Genomic DNA, 18,295 nt, shown 5'->3' on the forward strand with positions numbered 1-18,295 from the left:
TCAAACGAGAGGCTTTTTTACATCAAACTCTGGTGTTACTCGACGGTCAGGATACGCGTGGTGTTAGTTGAGCCAATGGTGCTCATCACATCGCCCTGTGTCACAATCACCAGGTCGCCGGAAACCAGATAGCCTTTATCGCGCAGCAGGTTCACTGCTTCATTGGCGGCAACGACGCCATCTGTTTCGCTGTCAAAGTGTACCGGAGTGACGCCGCGATACAGAGAGGTCAGATTCAGCGTACGTTCATGACGAGACATCGCGAAAATTGGCAGGCCGGAACTGATACGAGAAGTCATCAGCGCAGTACGACCGGACTCCGTCATAGCGATAATAGCGGTAACCCCTTTCAGGTGGTTAGCGGCATACATCGCTGACATGGCAATCGCTTCTTCAACGTTATCAAACTGCACGTCAAGGCGGTGTTTAGAGACGTTGATGCTTGGGATCTTCTCTGCACCCAGGCAAACGCGCGCCATTGCTGCGACGGTTTCCGCCGGGTACTGACCTGCTGCTGTTTCGGCAGAGAGCATCACGGCATCGGTGCCGTCGAGGACGGCGTTAGCCACGTCCATTACTTCCGCACGGGTCGGCATTGGGTTGGTGATCATCGACTCCATCATCTGCGTGGCGGTGATGACCGCACGGTTCAGCTGACGCGCACGGCGAATCAACGCTTTCTGAATACCCACCAGCTCAGGGTCACCGATTTCAACACCCAGGTCGCCACGGGCTACCATGACTACGTCAGAAGCCAGGATGATGTCATCCATCGCATTCTGGTCGCAGACGGCTTCTGCACGTTCTACCTTGGCGACAATTTTCGCATCGCAACCGGCGTCGCGCGCCAGACGGCGGGCATAGTTTAGATCTTCGCCGCAGCGCGGGAAGGAGACAGCCAAATAGTCAACGCTGATTTGCGCTGCGGTAATGATGTCGGCTTTGTCTTTTTCGGTCAGGGCTTCAGCAGAGAGACCGCCGCCCAGTTTGTTGATGCCCTTGTTATTGGACAGCGGGCCACCGACAGTGACTTCGGTGAAGACTTTCATGCCCTGAACTTCCAGCACTTTAAGCTGTACGCGACCGTCGTCGAGCAGCAGGATATCGCCAGGCACAACGTCTGCAGGCAGACCCTTATAATCAATGCCGACTTTTTCTTTGTCGCCTTCGCCTTTACCGAGGTTGGCGTCTAACAGGAACTTGTCGCCAACATTAAGAAAAACTTTACCTTCTTTAAAGGTGGATACGCGGATTTTAGGTCCCTGCAGGTCACCCAAAATAGCTACATGACGTCCCAGTTTTGCGGCAATTTCACGGACCTTATCCGCCCGCAGTTTGTGATCTTCTGGAGAGCCGTGGGAAAAGTTCATACGTACTACGTTCGCACCCGCGGCGATAATCTTCTCAAGGTTGTTATCGCGGTCAGTTGCCGGGCCTAACGTGGTAACGATTTTGGTTCTGCGAAGCCTTCTGGACATGTAATACTCCGTTGACTGAAACAACTAGGTGTTGCGTGAACATTAATCCGGCCGTTCTCAAACATTAACGGTAAAATGAACGACCCGGATGATAAAAGGGTAGAACATTGTTATTGCTTTTAGCGGTCATCACTCTTGATGAGTAATTCTTTATCAAAACGCGATTCCTTGAGCGCTTCCTTGACACGCTTCAAGTTATCTCTAAATTTTGCCCCTCGGCGCAAAGTAAATCCTGTAGCCAGCACATCTATCACGGTCAGTTGAGCAAGTCGAGAGACCATGGGCATATAAATGTCAGTATCTTCCGGTACATCGAGGGTAATAGCCAGCGTGGCTTCACGCGCCAGTGGCGTGCCGGGAGAGGTGAGGGCGATAACCATAGCGTCGTTTTCCCTTGCTAACTGCGCCAGTTCAACCAGACTTTTGGTTCTTCCGGTATGAGAAATAAGCACAATGACGTCGTCGTCGCTACAATTCATACAACTCATTCGTTGCAGGACAATGTCGTCGGAATAGATTACCGGTACGTTAAAGCGGAAAAATTTGTTCATCGCGTCGTGCGCTACCGCGGCGGAAGAACCTAAACCAAAGAAGGCGATTTTCTTCGCCTGGGTTAACAAGTCTACCGCCCGGTTTACTGCCGCGTTATCCAGCGACTGGCGAACGTGGTCAAGGCTTGCCATTGCCGATTCGAAGATTTTCCCCGTATAAGATTCTACGCTGTCATCCTCATCCACATTGCGATTAACATAAGGGGTACCATTTGCCAGACTTTGTGCCAGATGCAGTTTAAAATCAGGGAAGCCGCGCGTATCCATGCTACGACAGAAACGGTTCACCGTCGGTTCACTTACGTTGGCTTCTACAGCAAGTGCGGCGATGCTTGAGTGAATTGCCCGCTCGGGAGAGGCAAGAATAATGTCGGCGACTTTACGCTCTGACTTGCTCAAATGTTCCAGTTTTAACTGGATTTTTTCCAGCATATTCATGATGTAGGTAGACTCATGGGTCATGGGCAAAAACGATTTCAACGATAAGGGGAAATCGAGCGGTAACTCTGGTAGATAGTACCCTTGCTAGTGCAGTAACGGGGCAAAATGGACAGAATAGTTGTTGTTTTTTTTCATTACATGATCGGAGTCGGATTTTCATACTTCTTCATGGGTACGAAAAAGACGACTTTTTTATCCATTTTGATGGGTTATACGCCAATAAAGCGGCTGTTCGCGGTAACAGCACGGCTGGATAAGCGTTTACGGTTTCCGGATTCACGTAAAAGCAGTACAGTGCACTGTAATAAAATTACAACCAGTGTCTGGCAAAAGCACCAGGCACTTAATTGAGGAGAATGACATGGCGGTAACGCAAACAGCCCAGGCATGTGATCTGGTCATTTTCGGCGCGAAGGGCGACCTGGCGCGACGGAAATTGCTGCCTTCCCTGTATCAACTGGAAAAGGCCGGCCAGATTAACCCGGATACCCGCATCATTGGGGTTGGGCGTGCCGACTGGGACAAAGCAGCCTATACCAAGGTTGTGCGCGAAGCGCTCGAAACCTTCATGAAAGAAAAAATTGATGAAAGCTTGTGGGAAACCCTCAGCGGTCGTCTTGAGTTTTGTAACCTGGACGTCAACGACACCGCCGCGTTTAAACGTCTGGGCAAAATGCTGGATCAAAAATCGCGTACCACCATCAACTATTTCGCAATGCCGCCGAGCACCTTTGGCGCGATCTGCAAAGGTCTGGGTGAAGCAAAGCTGAATGCTAAGCCTGCCCGTGTGGTGATGGAAAAACCGCTGGGAACGTCACTGGCAACATCCCGTGAAATCAACGATCAGGTTGGCGAGTATTTCGAAGAGTGTCAGGTTTACCGCATTGACCACTATCTCGGCAAAGAGACGGTACTGAACCTGTTGGCACTGCGTTTTGCCAACTCCCTGTTTGTGAATAACTGGGATAACCGCACTATCGACCACGTAGAAATTACCGTGGCCGAAGAAGTGGGCATTGAAGGGCGCTGGGGCTACTTTGACCAGGCCGGTCAAATGCGCGACATGATCCAGAACCACCTGCTGCAGATCCTGTGCATGATCGCGATGTCTCCGCCGTCCGATCTGAGCGCCGACAGCATCCGTGATGAAAAAGTGAAAGTACTGAAATCACTGCGTCGCATCGATCGTTCGAACGTACGTGAAAAGACAGTTCGTGGTCAGTACACCGCCGGTTTTGCCCAGGGCAAAAAAGTTCCGGGATACCTGGAAGAAGAAGGCGCGAACAAGAGCAGCAACACGGAAACGTTTGTGGCGATCCGTGTGGATATCGATAACTGGCGCTGGGCGGGCGTACCGTTCTACCTGCGTACCGGTAAACGTTTACCGACCAAGTGCTCTGAAGTGGTGGTTTACTTCAAAACACCTGAGCTGAATCTGTTCAGAGAGTCCTGGCAGGATCTGCCACAGAACAAGTTGACCATCCGTTTGCAGCCTGATGAAGGTGTCGATATCCAGGTACTCAACAAAGTGCCGGGGCTGGATCACAAGCATAACCTGCAAATTACCAAACTTGATCTGAGCTACTCCGAAACCTTCAACCAAACGCATCTGGCCGACGCTTATGAGCGCCTGCTGCTTGAAACGATGCGCGGCATTCAGGCGCTGTTTGTGCGTCGAGATGAAGTTGAAGAAGCATGGAAGTGGGTCGACTCTATTACCGAAGCCTGGGCAATGGACAACGACGCACCGAAGCCGTATCAGGCCGGGACCTGGGGACCAGTTGCCTCTGTGGCCATGATTACCCGTGATGGCCGTTCCTGGAACGAATTCGAGTAAAATATCATCTAGCCCATAGGTGTTATTTTACCGGTAACATGATCTAACACAGATTGTAGAATAATTTTTGCACTTTTAAGCCTCGCGTGGATTCACCCGCGGGGCTTTTTTTATTACACTGCCTGAAACGATTTTGCCCCTGAGCTACGGCTAACAAGCGATTCAGCTGCTTTTAACCCAACTGAAACACATTGTTGATCCAACGCTCTGACAGATAAATTTTAGGAGCCTCTATGAATCCGAATTTGTTACGCGTAACAAAACGTATTGTCGAACGTTCTCGCGACACGCGTTCCGCCTATCTTGCCCGTATTGAACAAGCGAAATCGACTACCGTTCATCGTTCACAACTGGCGTGCGGTAACCTGGCGCATGGTTTTGCTGCCTGCCAGCCGGATGACAAGGCCTCGCTGAAAAGCATGCTGCGTAACAATATCGCGATCATTACCTCCTATAACGACATGCTTTCCGCGCATCAGCCGTACGAACATTATCCGGACATCATTCGTAAAGCGCTGCATGAAGCCAATGCGGTAGGCCAGGTTGCTGGCGGTGTTCCTGCGATGTGCGACGGTGTAACCCAGGGACAGGATGGGATGGAGCTTTCGTTGCTGAGTCGCGAAGTGATTGCGATGTCGGCTGCTGTCGGCCTCTCACACAATATGTTCGACGGCGCGTTATTCCTTGGCGTGTGCGACAAAATTGTCCCGGGTCTGGTGATGGCGGCACTGTCATTTGGTCATCTGCCTTCGATCTTTATTCCCTCCGGCCCGATGGCGAGTGGCCTGGCGAACAAAGAAAAAGTGCGTATCCGTCAGCTGTATGCTGAAGGCAAAGTCGATCGCATGGCGCTGCTTGAATCCGAAGCGGCGTCTTATCACGCACCGGGGACCTGTACGTTCTATGGCACGGCAAACACCAACCAGATGGTGGTGGAGTTTATGGGGATGCAACTGCCAGGCTCCTCATTCGTACACCCGGATGCGCCGCTGCGAGAAGCGTTGACCGCCGCGGCTGCTCGGCAGGTAACGCGTCTGACCGGCAACGGCAATGAATGGATGCCGATCGGTAAAATGATCGATGAAAAAGTGGTTGTGAACGGTATTGTTGCGCTGCTGGCGACCGGGGGCTCAACCAACCATACGATGCACCTGGTTGCGATGGCGCGCGCAGCCGGGATTCTGATTAACTGGGATGACTTCTCCGATCTGTCCGATATCGTGCCGCTGATGGCGCGTCTGTACCCGAATGGTCCGGCAGATATCAACCACTTCCAGGCGGCGGGTGGCGTGCCGGTGTTAATGCGTGAACTGCTGAACGCGGGTCTGCTGCACGAAGATGTGAATACCGTTGCTGGATTCGGTTTATCGCGTTACACCATGGAACCCTGGCTCAACGAGGGTGAACTGGACTGGCGTGAAGGGGCTGAGAAGTCGCTGGATAGCAACGTGATTGCCACCTTTGATCAACCGTTCTCCCACCACGGCGGCACCAAAGTGTTGAGTGGAAACCTAGGCCGTGCGGTGATGAAAACGTCGGCGGTTCCGGTAGAAAATCAGGTGATTGAAGCACCCGCGGTTGTTTTTGAAAGTCAGCATGATGTATTGCCGGCCTTCGATGCGGGACTGCTCGACCGTGATTGCGTAGTCGTTGTGCGCCATCAGGGACCAAAAGCAAACGGAATGCCAGAATTACATAAACTCATGCCGCCACTTGGTGTATTATTGGACCGTTGTTTCAAAATTGCGTTAGTTACCGATGGACGACTTTCTGGTGCTTCAGGTAAAGTGCCTTCAGCAATCCATGTAACTCCAGAAGCCTACGATGGCGGGCTGCTGGCAAAAGTACGCGATGGCGACATCATTCGTGTGAATGGACAGACAGGTGAATTGACGCTGCTGGTTGATGAAGAGGAACTTGCTTCTCGTCAGCCTCACATTCCTGATCTCAGCGCATCGCGTGTGGGCACAGGCCGTGAAATGTTCAGCGCGTTGCGTGAAAAGCTGTCCGGTGCGGAACAGGGCGCAACCTGTATCACTTTTTAAGACTTATTTTGTAATCAGGCGAGAGAAAACTCTGATGAAAAACTGGAAGACAAGTGCAGAAGCAATCCTGACCACTGGCCCGGTTGTACCGGTTATCGTGGTTAATAAACTGGAACACGCAGTGCCGATGGCAAAAGCGCTGGTTGCAGGCGGCGTGCGCGTTCTGGAAGTGACCTTACGTACCGCATGTGCGATGGATGCCATTCGCGCGATCGCAAAAGAAGTTCCGGACGCTATCGTTGGTGCAGGTACTGTACTGAATCCACAACAGCTGGCTGAAGTTACCGAAGCCGGTGCACAGTTTGCTATCAGCCCGGGTCTGACCGAGCAGCTGCTGAAAGCCGCTACGGAAGGCACTATTCCGCTGATCCCTGGTATCAGCACCGTGTCTGAACTGATGCTGGGTATGGACTACGGTTTGAAAGAGTTCAAATTCTTCCCTGCTGAAGCAAATGGTGGTACCAAAGCGCTGCAGGCAATTGCGGGTCCGTTCTCTCAGGTGCGTTTCTGCCCAACCGGGGGGATCTCTCCGGCGAACTACCGCGACTACCTGGCACTGAAAAGCGTGCTGTGCATCGGTGGTTCCTGGCTGGTTCCGGCGGATGCACTGGAAGCGGGTGATTACGATCGTATTACCAAACTGGCTCGTGAAGCAGTAGAAGGCGCGAAGCAGTAATCCGTTAATGCGTAAACCGTAGGTCGGATAAGGCAGCAATGCTTTATCCGACCTACGGGTCTGGTTCTTATCCTGCGACTTTCACCTGTGCGGCTGCGTCTTTCGCGCGTATCACTGCATCTTCAATGCTCTGTGCTGTAGCCAGCACAACGCCCAGACGACGGCTCCCCTCGATTTCCGGCTTGCCAAAGAAACGCACTTGCATACCCGCACCTACAGCGGCCTGCACGTTATCAAACGTGATATTCTGGCTGGTAAGTTGCGGCAGGATAACGGCGGAAGCAGACGGTCCATACTGGCGGATTTCACCAACGGGCAGACCGAGAAATGCGCGAACGTGCAGGGCAAACTCAGACAGATCCTGCGAAATTAAGGTCACCATACCCGTGTCGTGAGGGCGAGGGGAGACTTCGCTGAAAATGACCTCATCACCGCAGACAAACAGCTCCACGCCAAACAGTCCGTGACCGCCCAGCGCCAGCACCACCTTGCGGGCAATCTCCTGCGCGCGCGCCAGCGCCAGTTCACTCATCTGCTGCGGCTGCCAGGACTCGCGATAATCGCCATCTTCCTGGCGATGACCTACCGGCGCGCAGAAATGCACGCCATCAACGGCGCTGACGGTTAGCAGGGTGATTTCAAAATCAAAATTTACTACGCCTTCGACGATAACGCGCCCGGCACCTGCCCGGCCTCCCTGTTGAGCATAGTTCCAGGCCTCGGTGAGCTGATCGGCTGAACGAATAAAGCTCTGCCCCTTACCGGAAGAACTCATTACCGGCTTGACGATGCAGGGATAGCCGATTTCGGCGACGGCCTCACGAAAGCGGGCTTCGCTGTCGGCAAAGCGGTAAGAAGAGGTCGGCAGAGACAATTCTTCGGCGGCGAGGCGACGAATTCCCTCACGGTTCATGGTCAGTTGAGTCGCTCGTGCGCAAGGCACAACGTGTTGGCCTTCCTGTTCCAGTTTGACCAGCATATCCGTGGCAATCGCCTCTATTTCCGGCACGATATAATGTGGTTTTTCACGCTCGACAAGCTGGCGTAATGCCTCGCCATCCAGCATGTTAATTACGTAGGAGCGATGGGCAACGTGCATGGCTGGCGCGTCGGGGTAACGATCCACGGCAATGACTTCCACACCCAGGCGTTGGCATTCAATCGCCACCTCTTTACCCAGTTCACCTGAACCTAATAACATCACTCGCGTTGCTGCGGGACGCAGCGCTGTGCCTAATAACGTCATAAATTAATCCCCTGTTTTATCTGGGCGCAGTATATACGAAAACGTTTGCGTCTGTCTTTATTACCAGGTTGATTTCAGGGCCTAAAAAGAATATACTGTACATAAATACAGGTAATTTAAGAGGCTGCAAAAATGGCGGTTGAAGTTAAATACGTAGTCATTCGGGAAGGTGAGGAAAAAATGTCGTTTACCAGCAAAAAGGAAGCCGATGCGTATGACAAAATGCTGGATACAGCAGATCTGCTTGACACATGGCTGGAACAATCGCCGGTAGCGCTCGAAGACGAGCAGCGTGAAGCACTTTCCCTGTGGCTGGCTGAGCAAAAAGATGTGCTGAGCGCCATTCTTAAAAACGGCAAGCTGCCTTCGCCACAGGCGGTCGAAAACGATGCGCACGCTGGGGATGATACTCAGGCTGCCTGAAACAACTTGCGCTCCTGACGTTTTGTACCATGCTTTTCCCTGAATCATTGTGCAATCCCTGACGTTATTTCACGTTGCCGCAGGCAATCTGAAGGATGAAGGGGAGATTAAGGAGAAAAGGATGTATAAAAAAAGAGCGTTGTTGAGCCTGCTGTTACTGTCTGCCAGCGTATCGGTATTTGCGGCAAATATGGAAAGCAAGAATGTTCAGTTCCCCAAATGCGAAGGACTGGATGCTGACGGTATTGCGGCAAGCGTGAAACGTGACTATCAGCAAAATCGCATCGCGCGCTGGGCTGACGATCAAAAACGTGTCGGGCAAGCCGACCCTGTCGCCTGGGTTAGCACGCCCGATATTACGGGCAAAGACGGGAAATGGTCAGTTCCCCTGACGGTTCGTGGTAAAAGCGCGGATATTCACTATCAGGTAAAAGTCGACTGCAAAGCCGGAACGGCGGAGTATCAGCCGCAGTAACGCAGGTATTTGCACATCTTTTGATGACCTGAACACTTCCTGACATCCCCTCGGGTACGCTTTGATGATTATTCGTCTGTACTTGAGGGGCAAAATGGCTAATTGGCTGAATCAACTACAATCTCTTCTTGGGCAAAAAGGATCCTCCGCGTCATCTTCTGGCGAACAAGGGCTGAGTAAACTTTTGGTTCCCGGCGCGTTAGGCGGTCTGGCAGGATTACTGGTTGCCAATAAATCTTCACGTAAGTTACTGAGTAAATACGGCACTAGCGCGCTTCTGGTGGGCGGTGGTGCGGTTGCAGGTACCGTGTTATGGAATAAGTACAAGGATAAAGTTCGCGCTGCGCATCAGGATGAGCCGCAGTTCGGCGTACAAAGCTCGCCGCTGGATGAGCGAACCGAGCGTCTGATCCTGGCTCTGGTTTTTGCGGCGAAAAGCGACGGTCATATTGATGCTAAAGAACGAGCGGCCATTGAGCAGCAGCTCCGTGAAGCGGGTGTGGAAGAGCAGGGCCGCGTTCTGATTGAACGTGCCATTGAACAACCGTTAGATCCTCAGCGCCTGGCGCAGGGCATCCGCAACGAAGAAGAAGCGCTAGAAATTTACTTCCTGAGCTGTGCGGCGATTGATATCGACCACTTTATGGAGCGTAGCTATCTCAATGCGCTGGGCGATGCATTAAAGATCCCGCAGGATGTTCGTGAAGGCATTGAACAGGATCTCAAAGAACAAAAACAGGCTTTACCGGGTTAATTACTTACCGCTAAGGCGCATGTTTCGCTTGCATCATTGCTGTCTTTTGCCACCCTTATAGGATGTTTAAGCAAAAGAACAATGACATGCTACCAAAAGCTTCTCGTATTCCTCACGCCATGACGCAGCATGGCGATACTCGTGTTGATAATTATTACTGGTTGCGAGATGACACCCGCTCGCAGCCAGAAGTTCTGGATTATCTGCAACAAGAAAACGCGTATGGCCGCCAGGTTATGGCCTCGCAGCAGGCTTTGCAGGATCGCGTCCTGAAAGAGATTATCGACCGTATCCCGCCTCAGGATACATCAGCCCCCTATGTGAAGAATGGTTATCGCTACCGGTATATTTATCAACCGGGGTGCGAATATGCCATTTATCAGCGTCAGTCTGCCTTCAGTGAAGAGTGGGATGATTGGGATACTCTATTGGATGGAAACCAGCGCGCGGCACACAGCGAGTTTTATACGCTGGGAGGACTGGCGATATCACCGGATAACACCATCATGGCGCTGGCCGAAGATTATCTCTCTCGCCGGCAATATGGCGTGCGTTTTCGCAACCTGCAAAGCGGCAACTGGTATCCGGAAGTACTGGAAAACGTCGAAGCGGATCTGGTCTGGGCGAATGATTCTCAGACTTTCTATTACGTGCGCAAGCACGAAACGACGTTATTGCCGTATCAGGTCTGGCGACATACAGTCGGCTCGCCATCGTCACTGGATGAGCTGGTGTATGAAGAAGCCGATGATATGTTTTATGTCAGCCTGCATAAAACCACCTCGCTACACTATGTGGTTATTCATATCGCCAGTGCGACCACCAGTGAAGTTTTGTTGCTTGATGCAGAACTGGCAGATGCCGAACCGTTGGTCTTTTTAGCGCGACGCAAAGACCACGAATACAGTCTCGATCACTATCAACACAATTTTTATCTGCGCTCCAACCGTCAGGGGAAAAATTTCGGCCTGTACCGTACCCGCGTTCGTGATGAGCAAGCCTGGGAGACGCTGATCCCTGCGCGCGACAACGTGATGCTGGAGGGCTTTACGCTATTCACCGACTGGCTGGTGGTAGAAGAGCGTCAGCAGGGCTTAACCAGTCTGCGGCAGATAAATCGTAAAACGCGCGAAGTGGTCGGGATCGCCTTTGACGATCCGGCGTATGTGACCTGGCTTGCCTATAATCCAGAGCCGGAAACATCGCGCCTGCGCTATGGCTATTCCTCAATGACCACCCCGGACACGTTGTTTGAACTGGATATGGATACCGGGGAACGTCGTGTACTTAAGCAGACGGAGGTCCCCGGATTTGAAGCGGCGAATTACCGTAGCGAACACGTATGGATAACTGCACGTGATGGCACCGAGGTTCCGGTTTCGCTGGTTTATCATCAAAAGTATTTCCTGAAAGGTAAAAATCCGTTACTGGTTTATGGCTATGGCTCATATGGCGCCAGCATGGACGCCGATTTCAGCAGCAGCCGTTTGAGCTTACTGGATCGCGGCTTTGTTTATGCCATCGCCCATGTGCGTGGCGGTGGTGAATTAGGACAACAGTGGTACGAGGACGGTAAGTTTCTGCACAAGAAAAATACCTTTAATGATTACCTCGACGTCTGTGATGCGTTACTAAAAATGGGCTATGGCGCGCCTGAGTTATGTTATGGCATGGGAGGAAGCGCAGGAGGCATGTTAATGGGCGTCGCCATTAATGAGCGCCCAGAACTCTTTCATGGTGTTATCGCTCAGGTACCGTTTGTCGATGTGGTGACTACGATGCTGGATGAGTCAATTCCTCTGACGACCGGTGAGTTTGAAGAGTGGGGTAATCCGCAGGACGAAGAGTATTACGCTTACATGAAAAGCTACAGTCCGTATGACAATGTAACCGCGCAGGCATACCCGCATCTGCTGGTCACGACGGGATTACACGACTCCCAGGTGCAATACTGGGAACCGGCAAAATGGGTGGCAAAACTGCGTGAGCTGAAAACGGACGATCGACTACTGTTACTCTGCACAGATATGGATTCCGGGCACGGCGGCAAATCCGGGCGTTATAAATCTTACGAAGGCGTGGCCCTTGAGTACGCTTTTTTGATTGGACTGGCGCAGGGAACACTGCCTGCTCAGGCGTGATCCAAATAGTGTTTTAGCGTTAATCGCAGTTCCGGGCTCATATTATCAAGGTTATTAAATAACCAGCGCAGGTAGCCCGGATCGCGTTCAGCCACTTCTGATACCGGTTTTCCGCGGTACTTACCAAAAGTAAAAGTAGTGAGTAACGCGGGACGGCCGGTAATATCGGCCATTTGATCGGCTGTCCAGCCTGACGTCTGCATGATGTCGATCAGCAGTGCCGCAGTAATGTAGCAGTCGTACAGGGCGCGGTGATGGTGGAGACCCGCTGGCGTCTGGACGCTCAGCTTGCGCGATTTATACAACGCCATGTTGCTGTATTTGATCCCCGGCCACAACCGACGGGAGAGCTTCATAGTGCAAATCCATTCCCCGGGCATGTCGGGCAATACGCGGCGGTCAAAGCTGGCATTGTGCGCCACGTACCACTCGCTGCCGTAATACTGCGGGATGACGTCTTCAATCCACGGCTTATCGGCCACCATTGCTTCAGTAATGCGATGGATAGCCATTGCCTGTGGGCTGATGGGGCGGTCAGGGCGTACCAGGTGGCTCATGGGATTGACTATTTTTCCGTCAACCACGTCGACAGAAGCAATTTCAACAATGCCTCCCTGTAGACCACAGGTTTCTGTATCTATTATGCGCAACATGCCATGCTCCTGACCCAAAACGACTAGCGTAATGGAATGATATCACCTTGCCAACCCCGCGGTGTGCGTTGGCCGGTTAACAGCAATGAACCGCTACCTGCGCGAACAATCAATCGTCCTCGCTCATCCCATAACGCACTGCTTCCTCGCGCATTGGCCATTAACACCGCGATGGCGAATTTATGTGAGAAACTTTGTAGGCGAGATGTGGAGGAGAGCAGTTCCGGTTCACTGACTGACTGGCAGCTGGTGAACAGCGAATAAGCCGGGTCGATATCAATTCCTTCCGGTTGGCTATCTACAACGCTGATGGCATTTCGCTGTCTGGCAATACAGGCCCCGTGGCTCTGATGGAAGGTTAATGGTGAAGTCATCCAGGGGGAGAAAAGCGCAATGCCTTTCACGAACCGGTTGTTATGTTCTACCGATAGTCCCGCAATTATCGTCATGCGATAAGTCGCGGCGGCATGTGCGAGAGGTTCTAACAGCGCTTCGTCGGGTGGGGCAGGAAGCGCGTCATTCTCATCAACACAACCCAACAATGAGAGGGAAGGGAAGACCAACAATTCGCATTGGCATTGAGCTGCCGCATGAATGAATTGCAGGTGATGCGCGACATGTTCGGTAACTGAAGTGTGAAGAGGTTCGTATTGTGCTGCTGCGATTTTCCAGTATGACATAATGATTTCCTTTTCATAGTGCCTACAACCATCCTTAATTTGTGGATTAAGAATATGCTTATACTGTAGCAGGCGTCATGTAAGGAATCGTAACGTAATATAAGTTTTATTTAACTTTAGGCTCGTAAGGTAAACGTGAAAGCGAAACGGATGCCAGGCGGTGCGCGATGAGTCTTTCGCGGAACCAGTCGCGTAAATGTTCTGGCTGTTCGCGTTCAACAACTTCGGCAACAACGGGCATATTGTATCGCTCCTTAAATGCCACTCCCGCCGCAGCCAGATCGACATTGACCTTATCCATTTCCGCTTGCTCAAGTTTCGCCAGATTGATGTTCATGGGCTTCTCCTTTTCTCTGTCTTTCGGCGCGCAAAGTTACTAAGAGTATGCGTTAATGGCAAGACAGAAATGATGATTCTCGACTCGACCATTGTAGAAGGTTATTCTCTACAGGTTAGACATAACAAAAAGGAATAGTTGAAATGGCTTCATCTGCATCTATGCTTCGCAACGCGCTCATCGTACTCGCCAGCGTTCTGGCAACACCTGCGGCATTGGCGCATGCCCACCTCACAAAACAAAGTCCGGCGGCTAACGCTGAAGTTGCAGCATCTCCTCAGGCGTTGACGCTGAATTTTTCTGAAGGCGTAGAGCCGGGATTCAGCGGTGCAACGCTGACCGGTCCTAACAAAGAACAGATCAAAACGGGCAAGGCATCTCGCAGCGAGCAGGACAATACGCAACTGATTGTTCCGCTTGCTCAAACGCTTGAAGCAGGAAAATATACGGTCGACTGGCACGTTGTATCCGTGGATGGTCACAAGACGAAGGGGCAATATACCTTTACCGTGAAATAACCAATGCTGGCATTTACCTGGGTCGCACTACGGTTTATTCATTTTACCACTTTGATGCTGGTGTTTGGCTGTGCGCTTTACGGCGCATGGCTGGCACCCGTTTCGGTTCGTCGTTTAATGATGCGTCGTTTTTTACGTCTGCAACGGCATGCTGCGACGTGGAGCTTTATCAGCGCGGCGCTGATGCTGGCGATTCAGGGTGGGTTAATGGGCTCAGGCTGGCGGGACGTTGTCTCTACTGATGTTTGGCTCGCCGTATTGCAAACGCAATTTGGCGGCGTCTGGTTATGGCAGATTATCCTCGCGTTGGTCACGCTGGTGGTGACCATCATGGTGCCGCGCAGCATGCCGCGATTGCTGTTAATGCTAACAATTGCGCAGTTTATTTTGCTGGCTGGCGTCGGACATGCGACGCTGCACAGCGGTATCCCAGGCGCAATCCAGCAGGTTAACCACGCCTTACATTTGGTATGCGCTGCCGCCTGGTTCGGTGGTTTGCTTCCCGTACTTTACTGTATGCGAATGGCGCAAGGTCGCTGGCGGGAACAGGCCATCAGCACCATGATGCGCTTCTCACGCTATGGGCATCTTTTCGTTATCGGTGTTTTACTTACCGGTATTATGAATGCGCTGTTTATTGTCGGTTTTTCTGTTCCCTGGCACATGGCTTACGGGCGACTGCTTTTGTTAAAAGGTGCCCTGGTCATGCTAATGGTGGCGATTGCGCTGGTGAATCGGTATGTTCTGGTACCACGTATGCGGCAGGATAACCGCGGCATGACTCTCTATTTTATTTGGATGACTAAGCTGGAATGGGGTATAGGAGCCGTTGTGCTGGCGATTGTCAGCCTGTTTGCAACCCTTGAACCTTTCTGATTGATGGACTGGCGAAACGCATGAAAAAAATCATTATCTCTTTATTACTCCTGGCAAGCTCCGGAGCCGCGCTGGCTGCGCCGCAGGTCATTACCGTCAGCCGTTTTGAGGTTGGCAAAGATAAGTGGGCATTTAATCGGGAAGAGGTGATGCTGACCTGCCGTCCGGGTAACGCGCTGTATGTCATCAATCCCAGTACGCTGGTGCAATACCCGTTGAATGATGTTGCCAGACAGCAGGTGGAGAGCGGAAAAACCACGGCAAAGCCGATCGAGATTATCCAGATTAATGATCCGGCGAAACCGGGCGAAAAAATGAGCCTGGCACCGTTTGTAGAGCGTGCAGAAAAGCTCTGCTAATTGTCAGATGTAGCAGTCTGATTTCCAATAAAAAACCGCAAGGATCTCGCAGGAGAACTTGCGGTTTTTGCGTTTGGATGCGTAACAAACGTCCTTTTTTTCCGGCCACTTTAGTCGCGGACTGGAAAACCTGGCGCTGTCATCTATTCTTAAATGGCAGGGTAACTTAGCCTGCATTAATGCCAACTTTTAGCGCACGGCTCTCTCCCAAGAGCCATTTCCCTGGACCGAATACAGGAATCGTATTCGGTCTCTTTTTATATGCTTGTTTTCATTGTGTTTTTTCGGTACCTTCACGAAAACCCACGAAAATTACTCGAAATTTCCATATCCTGTCTAAACCATAACATATTCTGCACCGCGTGCGTCCAGGTATTTTTTGGTCATTGTTAAATTTTTATGCCCCAGCAGTCTCTGTGCGAAATCCTCTCCGCGCTCCCTTTCAAACAGTCTGCTCGCCAAGCTCCTGATCTCATGGAAAGGAGGAGGGTTGGGACCAAACTTTAACTCTGTAGAATCTCTGATATCAGAAAATGCCTGGGTAATTCTGTCTGGAGTTAACGGACCGGGCTTCCTTCCGCCACGTCTCACCGCTGAATACAGCATGAAGTCTGACGGATTGTTTTTCCTGCAACGATCGATAACATCCTGCAATAGCAAATCAGCAGAGTCCAGTCGCAAATCAAGTGGCAACGCCAATTTGTGACCTGTCTTTTCCTGCGTGACAAACAACCTTCCATCCCTGATATCGCTGAATCTGAACAACGATACGTCCTCTCTTCTTTGCCCCGTGACACGCCAATTTCAAAGAGGCTGGCGGTGCGGTAAACGAGCCAAAATCATGAGCAGGCTAACCGCAATCATCATTGCCGTTGTCTTCTGCATCATAGTGTCGCTTGGCTGGGCTGTTAATTACTACCGCGACAACGCCATCACCTACAAAAACCAGCGTGATAAGACCACTGAGAAGCTAGGCCTAGCGAACGCCACTATCAAAGATATGCAGACCCGCCAGCGCGATGTCGCTGAGCTGGATACTAAATACACCGGGGAACTGGCTGATGCGAAAAAGCAGTTTGATGATCTGCAGCGTTGCGCTAGAGAGCTAATCGTCACAGTGACGAAGCAGGTCGGCTACCTGCAGGACTATATCCGCCAGCAGTGTATATTCGTGGTGCGGTTCCGATCGTCGATGACATCGTGATGAATGGCAGTCTGTATCCGGCTGAGGAGATTAACAATTGCTACCAGACTATGGAGCGCAAGTTAATGCCGCTCGGCCATCCGATGGTAAGCGCCTAATCGCCAGGCTCGATGAAATGATCGCAGGGACAAGTTCCGAGCCGATTCATCTCTCTACAAGGCTGCTGCTTAACAAAGAGCAAAAGGCTGGCGAGTCGAAAGGCAAGAAATACTCTTGGGTCGCTCACAACATGCAGTTCGACCACATCGCTATCCTGCGTACTGCGTCAACGTTATCGCGCTCGTCATTCGCACCTGTGATCAAGAATTGCGGCTCACCATGAGGGTCCCGGTAGTTGCCCATCCCAGCACCGACTCCGAACTCTTTTGGTTTCTGCGGGCCGACTGACAAACGATTACTGATGATCCCGAAGTGCTCGCGTGGCTGCCCTTTCAGCTTGCCTGACGCTTCGTGCACGTACGCGGCATAGTTGGCTGAGTAACCAATGTGACCAGTGATTAGCACACCGCCAGCGTCAATTTCCCTAAACTGGCTGTTGATCAGCGTGGAAGTGTCGATCGGAGTGTAATAGGCCGCTCGGGCTCCGATAAGAATCATCGCCGACTGCAGCGCGCCTATTACCTTTCGCCTCTTAACGTCGTTGATGACATCGTTCAAGTGCATCTTCGCCTGGCTGATGCCTTTCACTTTGATGCCCATGGTTGTCTCCAGGCAATAAAAACCCCCGCCTGAGCGAGGTTTGATGTCATTTAACGGTGAATCAAAAAGGGAGCATTGCGCGGATTTAAGTGTACCAATGGTTAACCACAGGGATGTCCTCCAGGAGCCAGAAACCTAAAACAATCATCGCCATGCCCATTACCATGTGAAAAATGATGCTGAACCAGAATTCAATAGGTTTGTCATCCTTGTGGATGTACTCCTTTCGGCTCGTTCCTTTAAAGGTTTTGGTATAAACACCGCGACGACAGTAGACAAATGATTGGGCCAACCAAAAAGACTGCGCCCACCGTGAACCAATATTGAAATCCCATGACCTTTCAATCCATTTAATGATTTTCCCTATTATTGCACAGGCAGGTCAGATTCCGGCAGGATGGCGTAATCATCCGCCTGGCGCTCGAACGTGTCGGCGTAGCGGATAACCTGCCGCACCTCATCAGCACCCGCCACAACCGGGTCGGGTTCTGTCGACGCACCAATCAGCAAGAAATCACCCGCAGCGGTCAGCGCAAACTCCGTCCAGATGGTGTTCTTCACGACGATTTCAGCGCTGAGGCTGGCTAACTTCTTGCTGAGCCCGCCCTCATAATCACAGAGGATTTGCTCAGGTTCGGCATAGCCCAAAGAATCGCCGTATTCGTCATTGCCTTCCAGTTTGCGCCAGATGGTGGTTGTGGCAGTGTAAGACCAGTTCTCAACGCTAGACATCGCTCACTCCTCAAAGCTCTGGTAGCGGCACCGTCATACCTGCCATGCTATGTGTGCAGTCATTCAGGAATTGAATATGTCCATCTGTCACAAATGAATGGCAGGTACACGCGTTGTCTTTCGTGGCGTCGTCAAATTCCTCTGGGCCATCGTTGGCATGAGGCCAGTAA

At 51.6% G+C, this 18,295-nt stretch carries 19 protein-coding genes and 2 pseudogenes; 12 read left to right on the forward strand and 9 right to left on the reverse strand.

The window, feature by feature from the left end:
• Nucleotides 1-35 precede the first annotated feature (35 nt).
• Nucleotides 36-1,478 (reverse strand): pyruvate kinase, encoded by a 1,443-nt coding sequence (gene pyk / locus OGY83_RS02860; RefSeq protein ID WP_003034890.1) that lies wholly within the window; start codon nucleotides 1,476-1,478, stop codon nucleotides 36-38.
• Between the two features lie 119 nt (nucleotides 1,479-1,597).
• On the reverse strand, nucleotides 1,598-2,467 hold the full coding sequence (locus OGY83_RS02865) for a MurR/RpiR family transcriptional regulator (protein WP_003034893.1): 870 nt from the start codon (nucleotides 2,465-2,467) through the stop codon (nucleotides 1,598-1,600).
• Between the two features lie 364 nt (nucleotides 2,468-2,831).
• On the opposite strand from OGY83_RS02865, the gene zwf reads away from it, so the two are divergent.
• The 3 genes from zwf to kdgA all read left to right on the forward strand — a co-directional run bounded on the left by zwf (nucleotide 2,832) and on the right by kdgA (nucleotide 7,028).
• The gene (gene zwf / locus OGY83_RS02870; RefSeq protein WP_003833817.1) at nucleotides 2,832-4,307 is read left to right on the forward strand and encodes a glucose-6-phosphate dehydrogenase; all 1,476 of its coding nucleotides are present in this window, start codon (nucleotides 2,832-2,834) and stop codon (nucleotides 4,305-4,307) included.
• A 233-nt stretch (nucleotides 4,308-4,540) separates the two neighbouring features.
• Nucleotides 4,541-6,352: a phosphogluconate dehydratase gene (gene edd / locus OGY83_RS02875; protein WP_286635226.1), complete on the forward strand. Its 1,812-nt coding sequence runs from the start codon at nucleotides 4,541-4,543 to the stop codon at nucleotides 6,350-6,352.
• Between the two features lie 34 nt (nucleotides 6,353-6,386).
• Entirely contained in the window at nucleotides 6,387-7,028 is a 642-nt protein-coding gene (kdgA, locus tag OGY83_RS02880) for a bifunctional 4-hydroxy-2-oxoglutarate aldolase/2-dehydro-3-deoxy-phosphogluconate aldolase (protein WP_250672111.1), read from the forward strand.
• Nucleotides 7,029-7,095: 67 nt separating this feature from the next.
• Here the strand turns inward: kdgA and purT are convergent, their stop codons facing one another.
• On the reverse strand, nucleotides 7,096-8,274 hold the full coding sequence (gene purT, locus OGY83_RS02885) for a formate-dependent phosphoribosylglycinamide formyltransferase (RefSeq protein ID WP_286635229.1): 1,179 nt from the start codon (nucleotides 8,272-8,274) through the stop codon (nucleotides 7,096-7,098).
• Nucleotides 8,275-8,406: 132 nt separating this feature from the next.
• Here purT and yebG point away from each other — a divergent pair, with 132 nt between their 5' ends.
• From yebG to ptrB, 4 genes are all read left to right on the forward strand, one after another.
• Nucleotides 8,407-8,697 carry a DNA damage-inducible protein YebG gene (yebG, locus tag OGY83_RS02890; protein ID WP_003034906.1) on the forward strand — a complete coding sequence of 97 codons (291 nt, stop codon included), beginning with the start codon at nucleotides 8,407-8,409 and terminating at the stop codon, nucleotides 8,695-8,697.
• A gap of 121 nt (nucleotides 8,698-8,818) precedes the next feature.
• Nucleotides 8,819-9,172, forward strand: a complete 354-nt coding sequence (gene yebF, locus OGY83_RS02895; RefSeq protein ID WP_286635231.1) for a protein YebF — start codon at nucleotides 8,819-8,821, stop codon at nucleotides 9,170-9,172.
• A 94-nt stretch (nucleotides 9,173-9,266) separates the two neighbouring features.
• Nucleotides 9,267-9,926 (forward strand): tellurite resistance TerB family protein, encoded by a 660-nt coding sequence (locus OGY83_RS02900; RefSeq protein ID WP_079939893.1) that lies wholly within the window; start codon nucleotides 9,267-9,269, stop codon nucleotides 9,924-9,926.
• Nucleotides 9,927-10,012: 86 nt separating this feature from the next.
• Complete coding sequence (gene ptrB / locus OGY83_RS02905) at nucleotides 10,013-12,067, forward strand: oligopeptidase B (protein ID WP_286635233.1); 2,055 nt, start codon at nucleotides 10,013-10,015, stop codon at nucleotides 12,065-12,067.
• On the opposite strand, the gene exoX is transcribed toward ptrB, so the two are convergent.
• The 3 genes from exoX to OGY83_RS02920 form a co-directional block, all read right to left on the reverse strand.
• Nucleotides 12,058-12,720, reverse strand: a complete 663-nt coding sequence (gene exoX, locus OGY83_RS02910) for an exodeoxyribonuclease X (protein ID WP_191214405.1) — start codon at nucleotides 12,718-12,720, stop codon at nucleotides 12,058-12,060. The genes ptrB and exoX overlap by 10 nt on opposite strands.
• A gap of 23 nt (nucleotides 12,721-12,743) precedes the next feature.
• Nucleotides 12,744-13,400: a carbon-nitrogen hydrolase family protein gene (locus OGY83_RS02915; RefSeq protein WP_079939896.1), complete on the reverse strand. Its 657-nt coding sequence runs from the start codon at nucleotides 13,398-13,400 to the stop codon at nucleotides 12,744-12,746.
• Nucleotides 13,401-13,506: 106 nt separating this feature from the next.
• Nucleotides 13,507-13,737, reverse strand: a complete 231-nt coding sequence (locus OGY83_RS02920) for a DNA polymerase III subunit theta (protein WP_003034925.1) — start codon at nucleotides 13,735-13,737, stop codon at nucleotides 13,507-13,509.
• Nucleotides 13,738-13,880: 143 nt separating this feature from the next.
• Here OGY83_RS02920 and yobA point away from each other — a divergent pair, with 143 nt between their 5' ends.
• The 3 genes from yobA to OGY83_RS02935 are packed head-to-tail and all read left to right on the forward strand — an operon-like array spanning nucleotide 13,881 to nucleotide 15,490.
• The gene (yobA, locus tag OGY83_RS02925) at nucleotides 13,881-14,255 is read left to right on the forward strand and encodes a CopC domain-containing protein YobA (protein WP_286635236.1); all 375 of its coding nucleotides are present in this window, start codon (nucleotides 13,881-13,883) and stop codon (nucleotides 14,253-14,255) included.
• 3 nt (nucleotides 14,256-14,258) lie between these two features.
• Nucleotides 14,259-15,131 (forward strand): copper homeostasis membrane protein CopD, encoded by an 873-nt coding sequence (gene copD, locus OGY83_RS02930; RefSeq protein WP_079939898.1) that lies wholly within the window; start codon nucleotides 14,259-14,261, stop codon nucleotides 15,129-15,131.
• A 20-nt stretch (nucleotides 15,132-15,151) separates the two neighbouring features.
• On the forward strand, nucleotides 15,152-15,490 hold the full coding sequence (locus OGY83_RS02935) for a YebY family protein (RefSeq protein ID WP_286635239.1): 339 nt from the start codon (nucleotides 15,152-15,154) through the stop codon (nucleotides 15,488-15,490).
• Between the two features lie 336 nt (nucleotides 15,491-15,826).
• Here the strand turns inward: OGY83_RS02935 and OGY83_RS02940 are convergent.
• Nucleotides 15,827-16,285, reverse strand: a pseudogene (locus OGY83_RS02940) (tyrosine-type recombinase/integrase); the annotation flags it as partial.
• A gap of 46 nt (nucleotides 16,286-16,331) precedes the next feature.
• Here OGY83_RS02940 and OGY83_RS02945 point away from each other — a divergent pair.
• Complete coding sequence (locus OGY83_RS02945; protein WP_191214408.1) at nucleotides 16,332-16,694, forward strand: lysis system i-spanin subunit Rz; 363 nt, start codon at nucleotides 16,332-16,334, stop codon at nucleotides 16,692-16,694.
• Nucleotides 16,658-16,950: pseudogene (locus OGY83_RS02950) on the forward strand (DUF2213 domain-containing protein); the annotation flags it as partial. The gene OGY83_RS02945 and the pseudogene OGY83_RS02950, both read left to right, overlap by 37 nt.
• On the opposite strand, the gene OGY83_RS02955 reads toward OGY83_RS02950, so the two are convergent.
• Together OGY83_RS02955 and OGY83_RS02960 are read right to left on the reverse strand one after the other, a co-directional pair.
• Entirely contained in the window at nucleotides 16,917-17,393 is a 477-nt protein-coding gene (locus OGY83_RS02955) for an HK97 gp10 family phage protein (protein ID WP_191214409.1), read from the reverse strand. The pseudogene OGY83_RS02950 and the gene OGY83_RS02955 overlap by 34 nt on opposite strands.
• Nucleotides 17,394-17,759: 366 nt before the next feature.
• Complete coding sequence (locus OGY83_RS02960) at nucleotides 17,760-18,125, reverse strand: hypothetical protein (protein WP_286635243.1); 366 nt, start codon at nucleotides 18,123-18,125, stop codon at nucleotides 17,760-17,762.
• Between the last annotated feature and the right edge of the window lie 170 nt (nucleotides 18,126-18,295).

It is taken from the genome of Citrobacter sp. Cpo090, from assembly GCF_030332665.1.
Classification (GTDB): Bacteria; Pseudomonadota; Gammaproteobacteria; order Enterobacterales; family Enterobacteriaceae; genus Citrobacter; species Citrobacter portucalensis.

Bases quoted from the DNA above. Each gene is read 5' to 3' on its own strand.
- pyk (WP_003034890.1), bottom strand. From the start codon at position 1,478: ATGTCCAGAAGGCTTCGCAGAACCAAAATCGTTACCACGTTAGGCCCG.
- OGY83_RS02865 (WP_003034893.1), bottom strand. From the start codon at position 2,467: ATGAATATGCTGGAAAAAATCCAGTTAAAACTGGAACATTTGAGCAAG.
- zwf (WP_003833817.1), top strand. From the start codon at position 2,832: ATGGCGGTAACGCAAACAGCCCAGGCATGTGATCTGGTCATTTTCGGC.
- edd (WP_286635226.1), top strand. From the start codon at position 4,541: ATGAATCCGAATTTGTTACGCGTAACAAAACGTATTGTCGAACGTTCT.
- kdgA (WP_250672111.1), top strand. From the start codon at position 6,387: ATGAAAAACTGGAAGACAAGTGCAGAAGCAATCCTGACCACTGGCCCG.
- purT (WP_286635229.1), bottom strand. From the start codon at position 8,274: ATGACGTTATTAGGCACAGCGCTGCGTCCCGCAGCAACGCGAGTGATG.
- yebG (WP_003034906.1), top strand. From the start codon at position 8,407: ATGGCGGTTGAAGTTAAATACGTAGTCATTCGGGAAGGTGAGGAAAAA.
- yebF (WP_286635231.1), top strand. From the start codon at position 8,819: ATGTATAAAAAAAGAGCGTTGTTGAGCCTGCTGTTACTGTCTGCCAGC.
- OGY83_RS02900 (WP_079939893.1), top strand. From the start codon at position 9,267: ATGGCTAATTGGCTGAATCAACTACAATCTCTTCTTGGGCAAAAAGGA.
- ptrB (WP_286635233.1), top strand. From the start codon at position 10,013: ATGCTACCAAAAGCTTCTCGTATTCCTCACGCCATGACGCAGCATGGC.
- exoX (WP_191214405.1), bottom strand. From the start codon at position 12,720: ATGTTGCGCATAATAGATACAGAAACCTGTGGTCTACAGGGAGGCATT.
- OGY83_RS02915 (WP_079939896.1), bottom strand. From the start codon at position 13,400: ATGTCATACTGGAAAATCGCAGCAGCACAATACGAACCTCTTCACACT.
- OGY83_RS02920 (WP_003034925.1), bottom strand. From the start codon at position 13,737: ATGAACATCAATCTGGCGAAACTTGAGCAAGCGGAAATGGATAAGGTC.
- yobA (WP_286635236.1), top strand. From the start codon at position 13,881: ATGGCTTCATCTGCATCTATGCTTCGCAACGCGCTCATCGTACTCGCC.
- copD (WP_079939898.1), top strand. From the start codon at position 14,259: ATGCTGGCATTTACCTGGGTCGCACTACGGTTTATTCATTTTACCACT.
- OGY83_RS02935 (WP_286635239.1), top strand. From the start codon at position 15,152: ATGAAAAAAATCATTATCTCTTTATTACTCCTGGCAAGCTCCGGAGCC.
- OGY83_RS02945 (WP_191214408.1), top strand. From the start codon at position 16,332: ATGAGCAGGCTAACCGCAATCATCATTGCCGTTGTCTTCTGCATCATA.
- OGY83_RS02955 (WP_191214409.1), bottom strand. From the start codon at position 17,393: ATGGGCATCAAAGTGAAAGGCATCAGCCAGGCGAAGATGCACTTGAAC.
- OGY83_RS02960 (WP_286635243.1), bottom strand. From the start codon at position 18,125: ATGTCTAGCGTTGAGAACTGGTCTTACACTGCCACAACCACCATCTGG.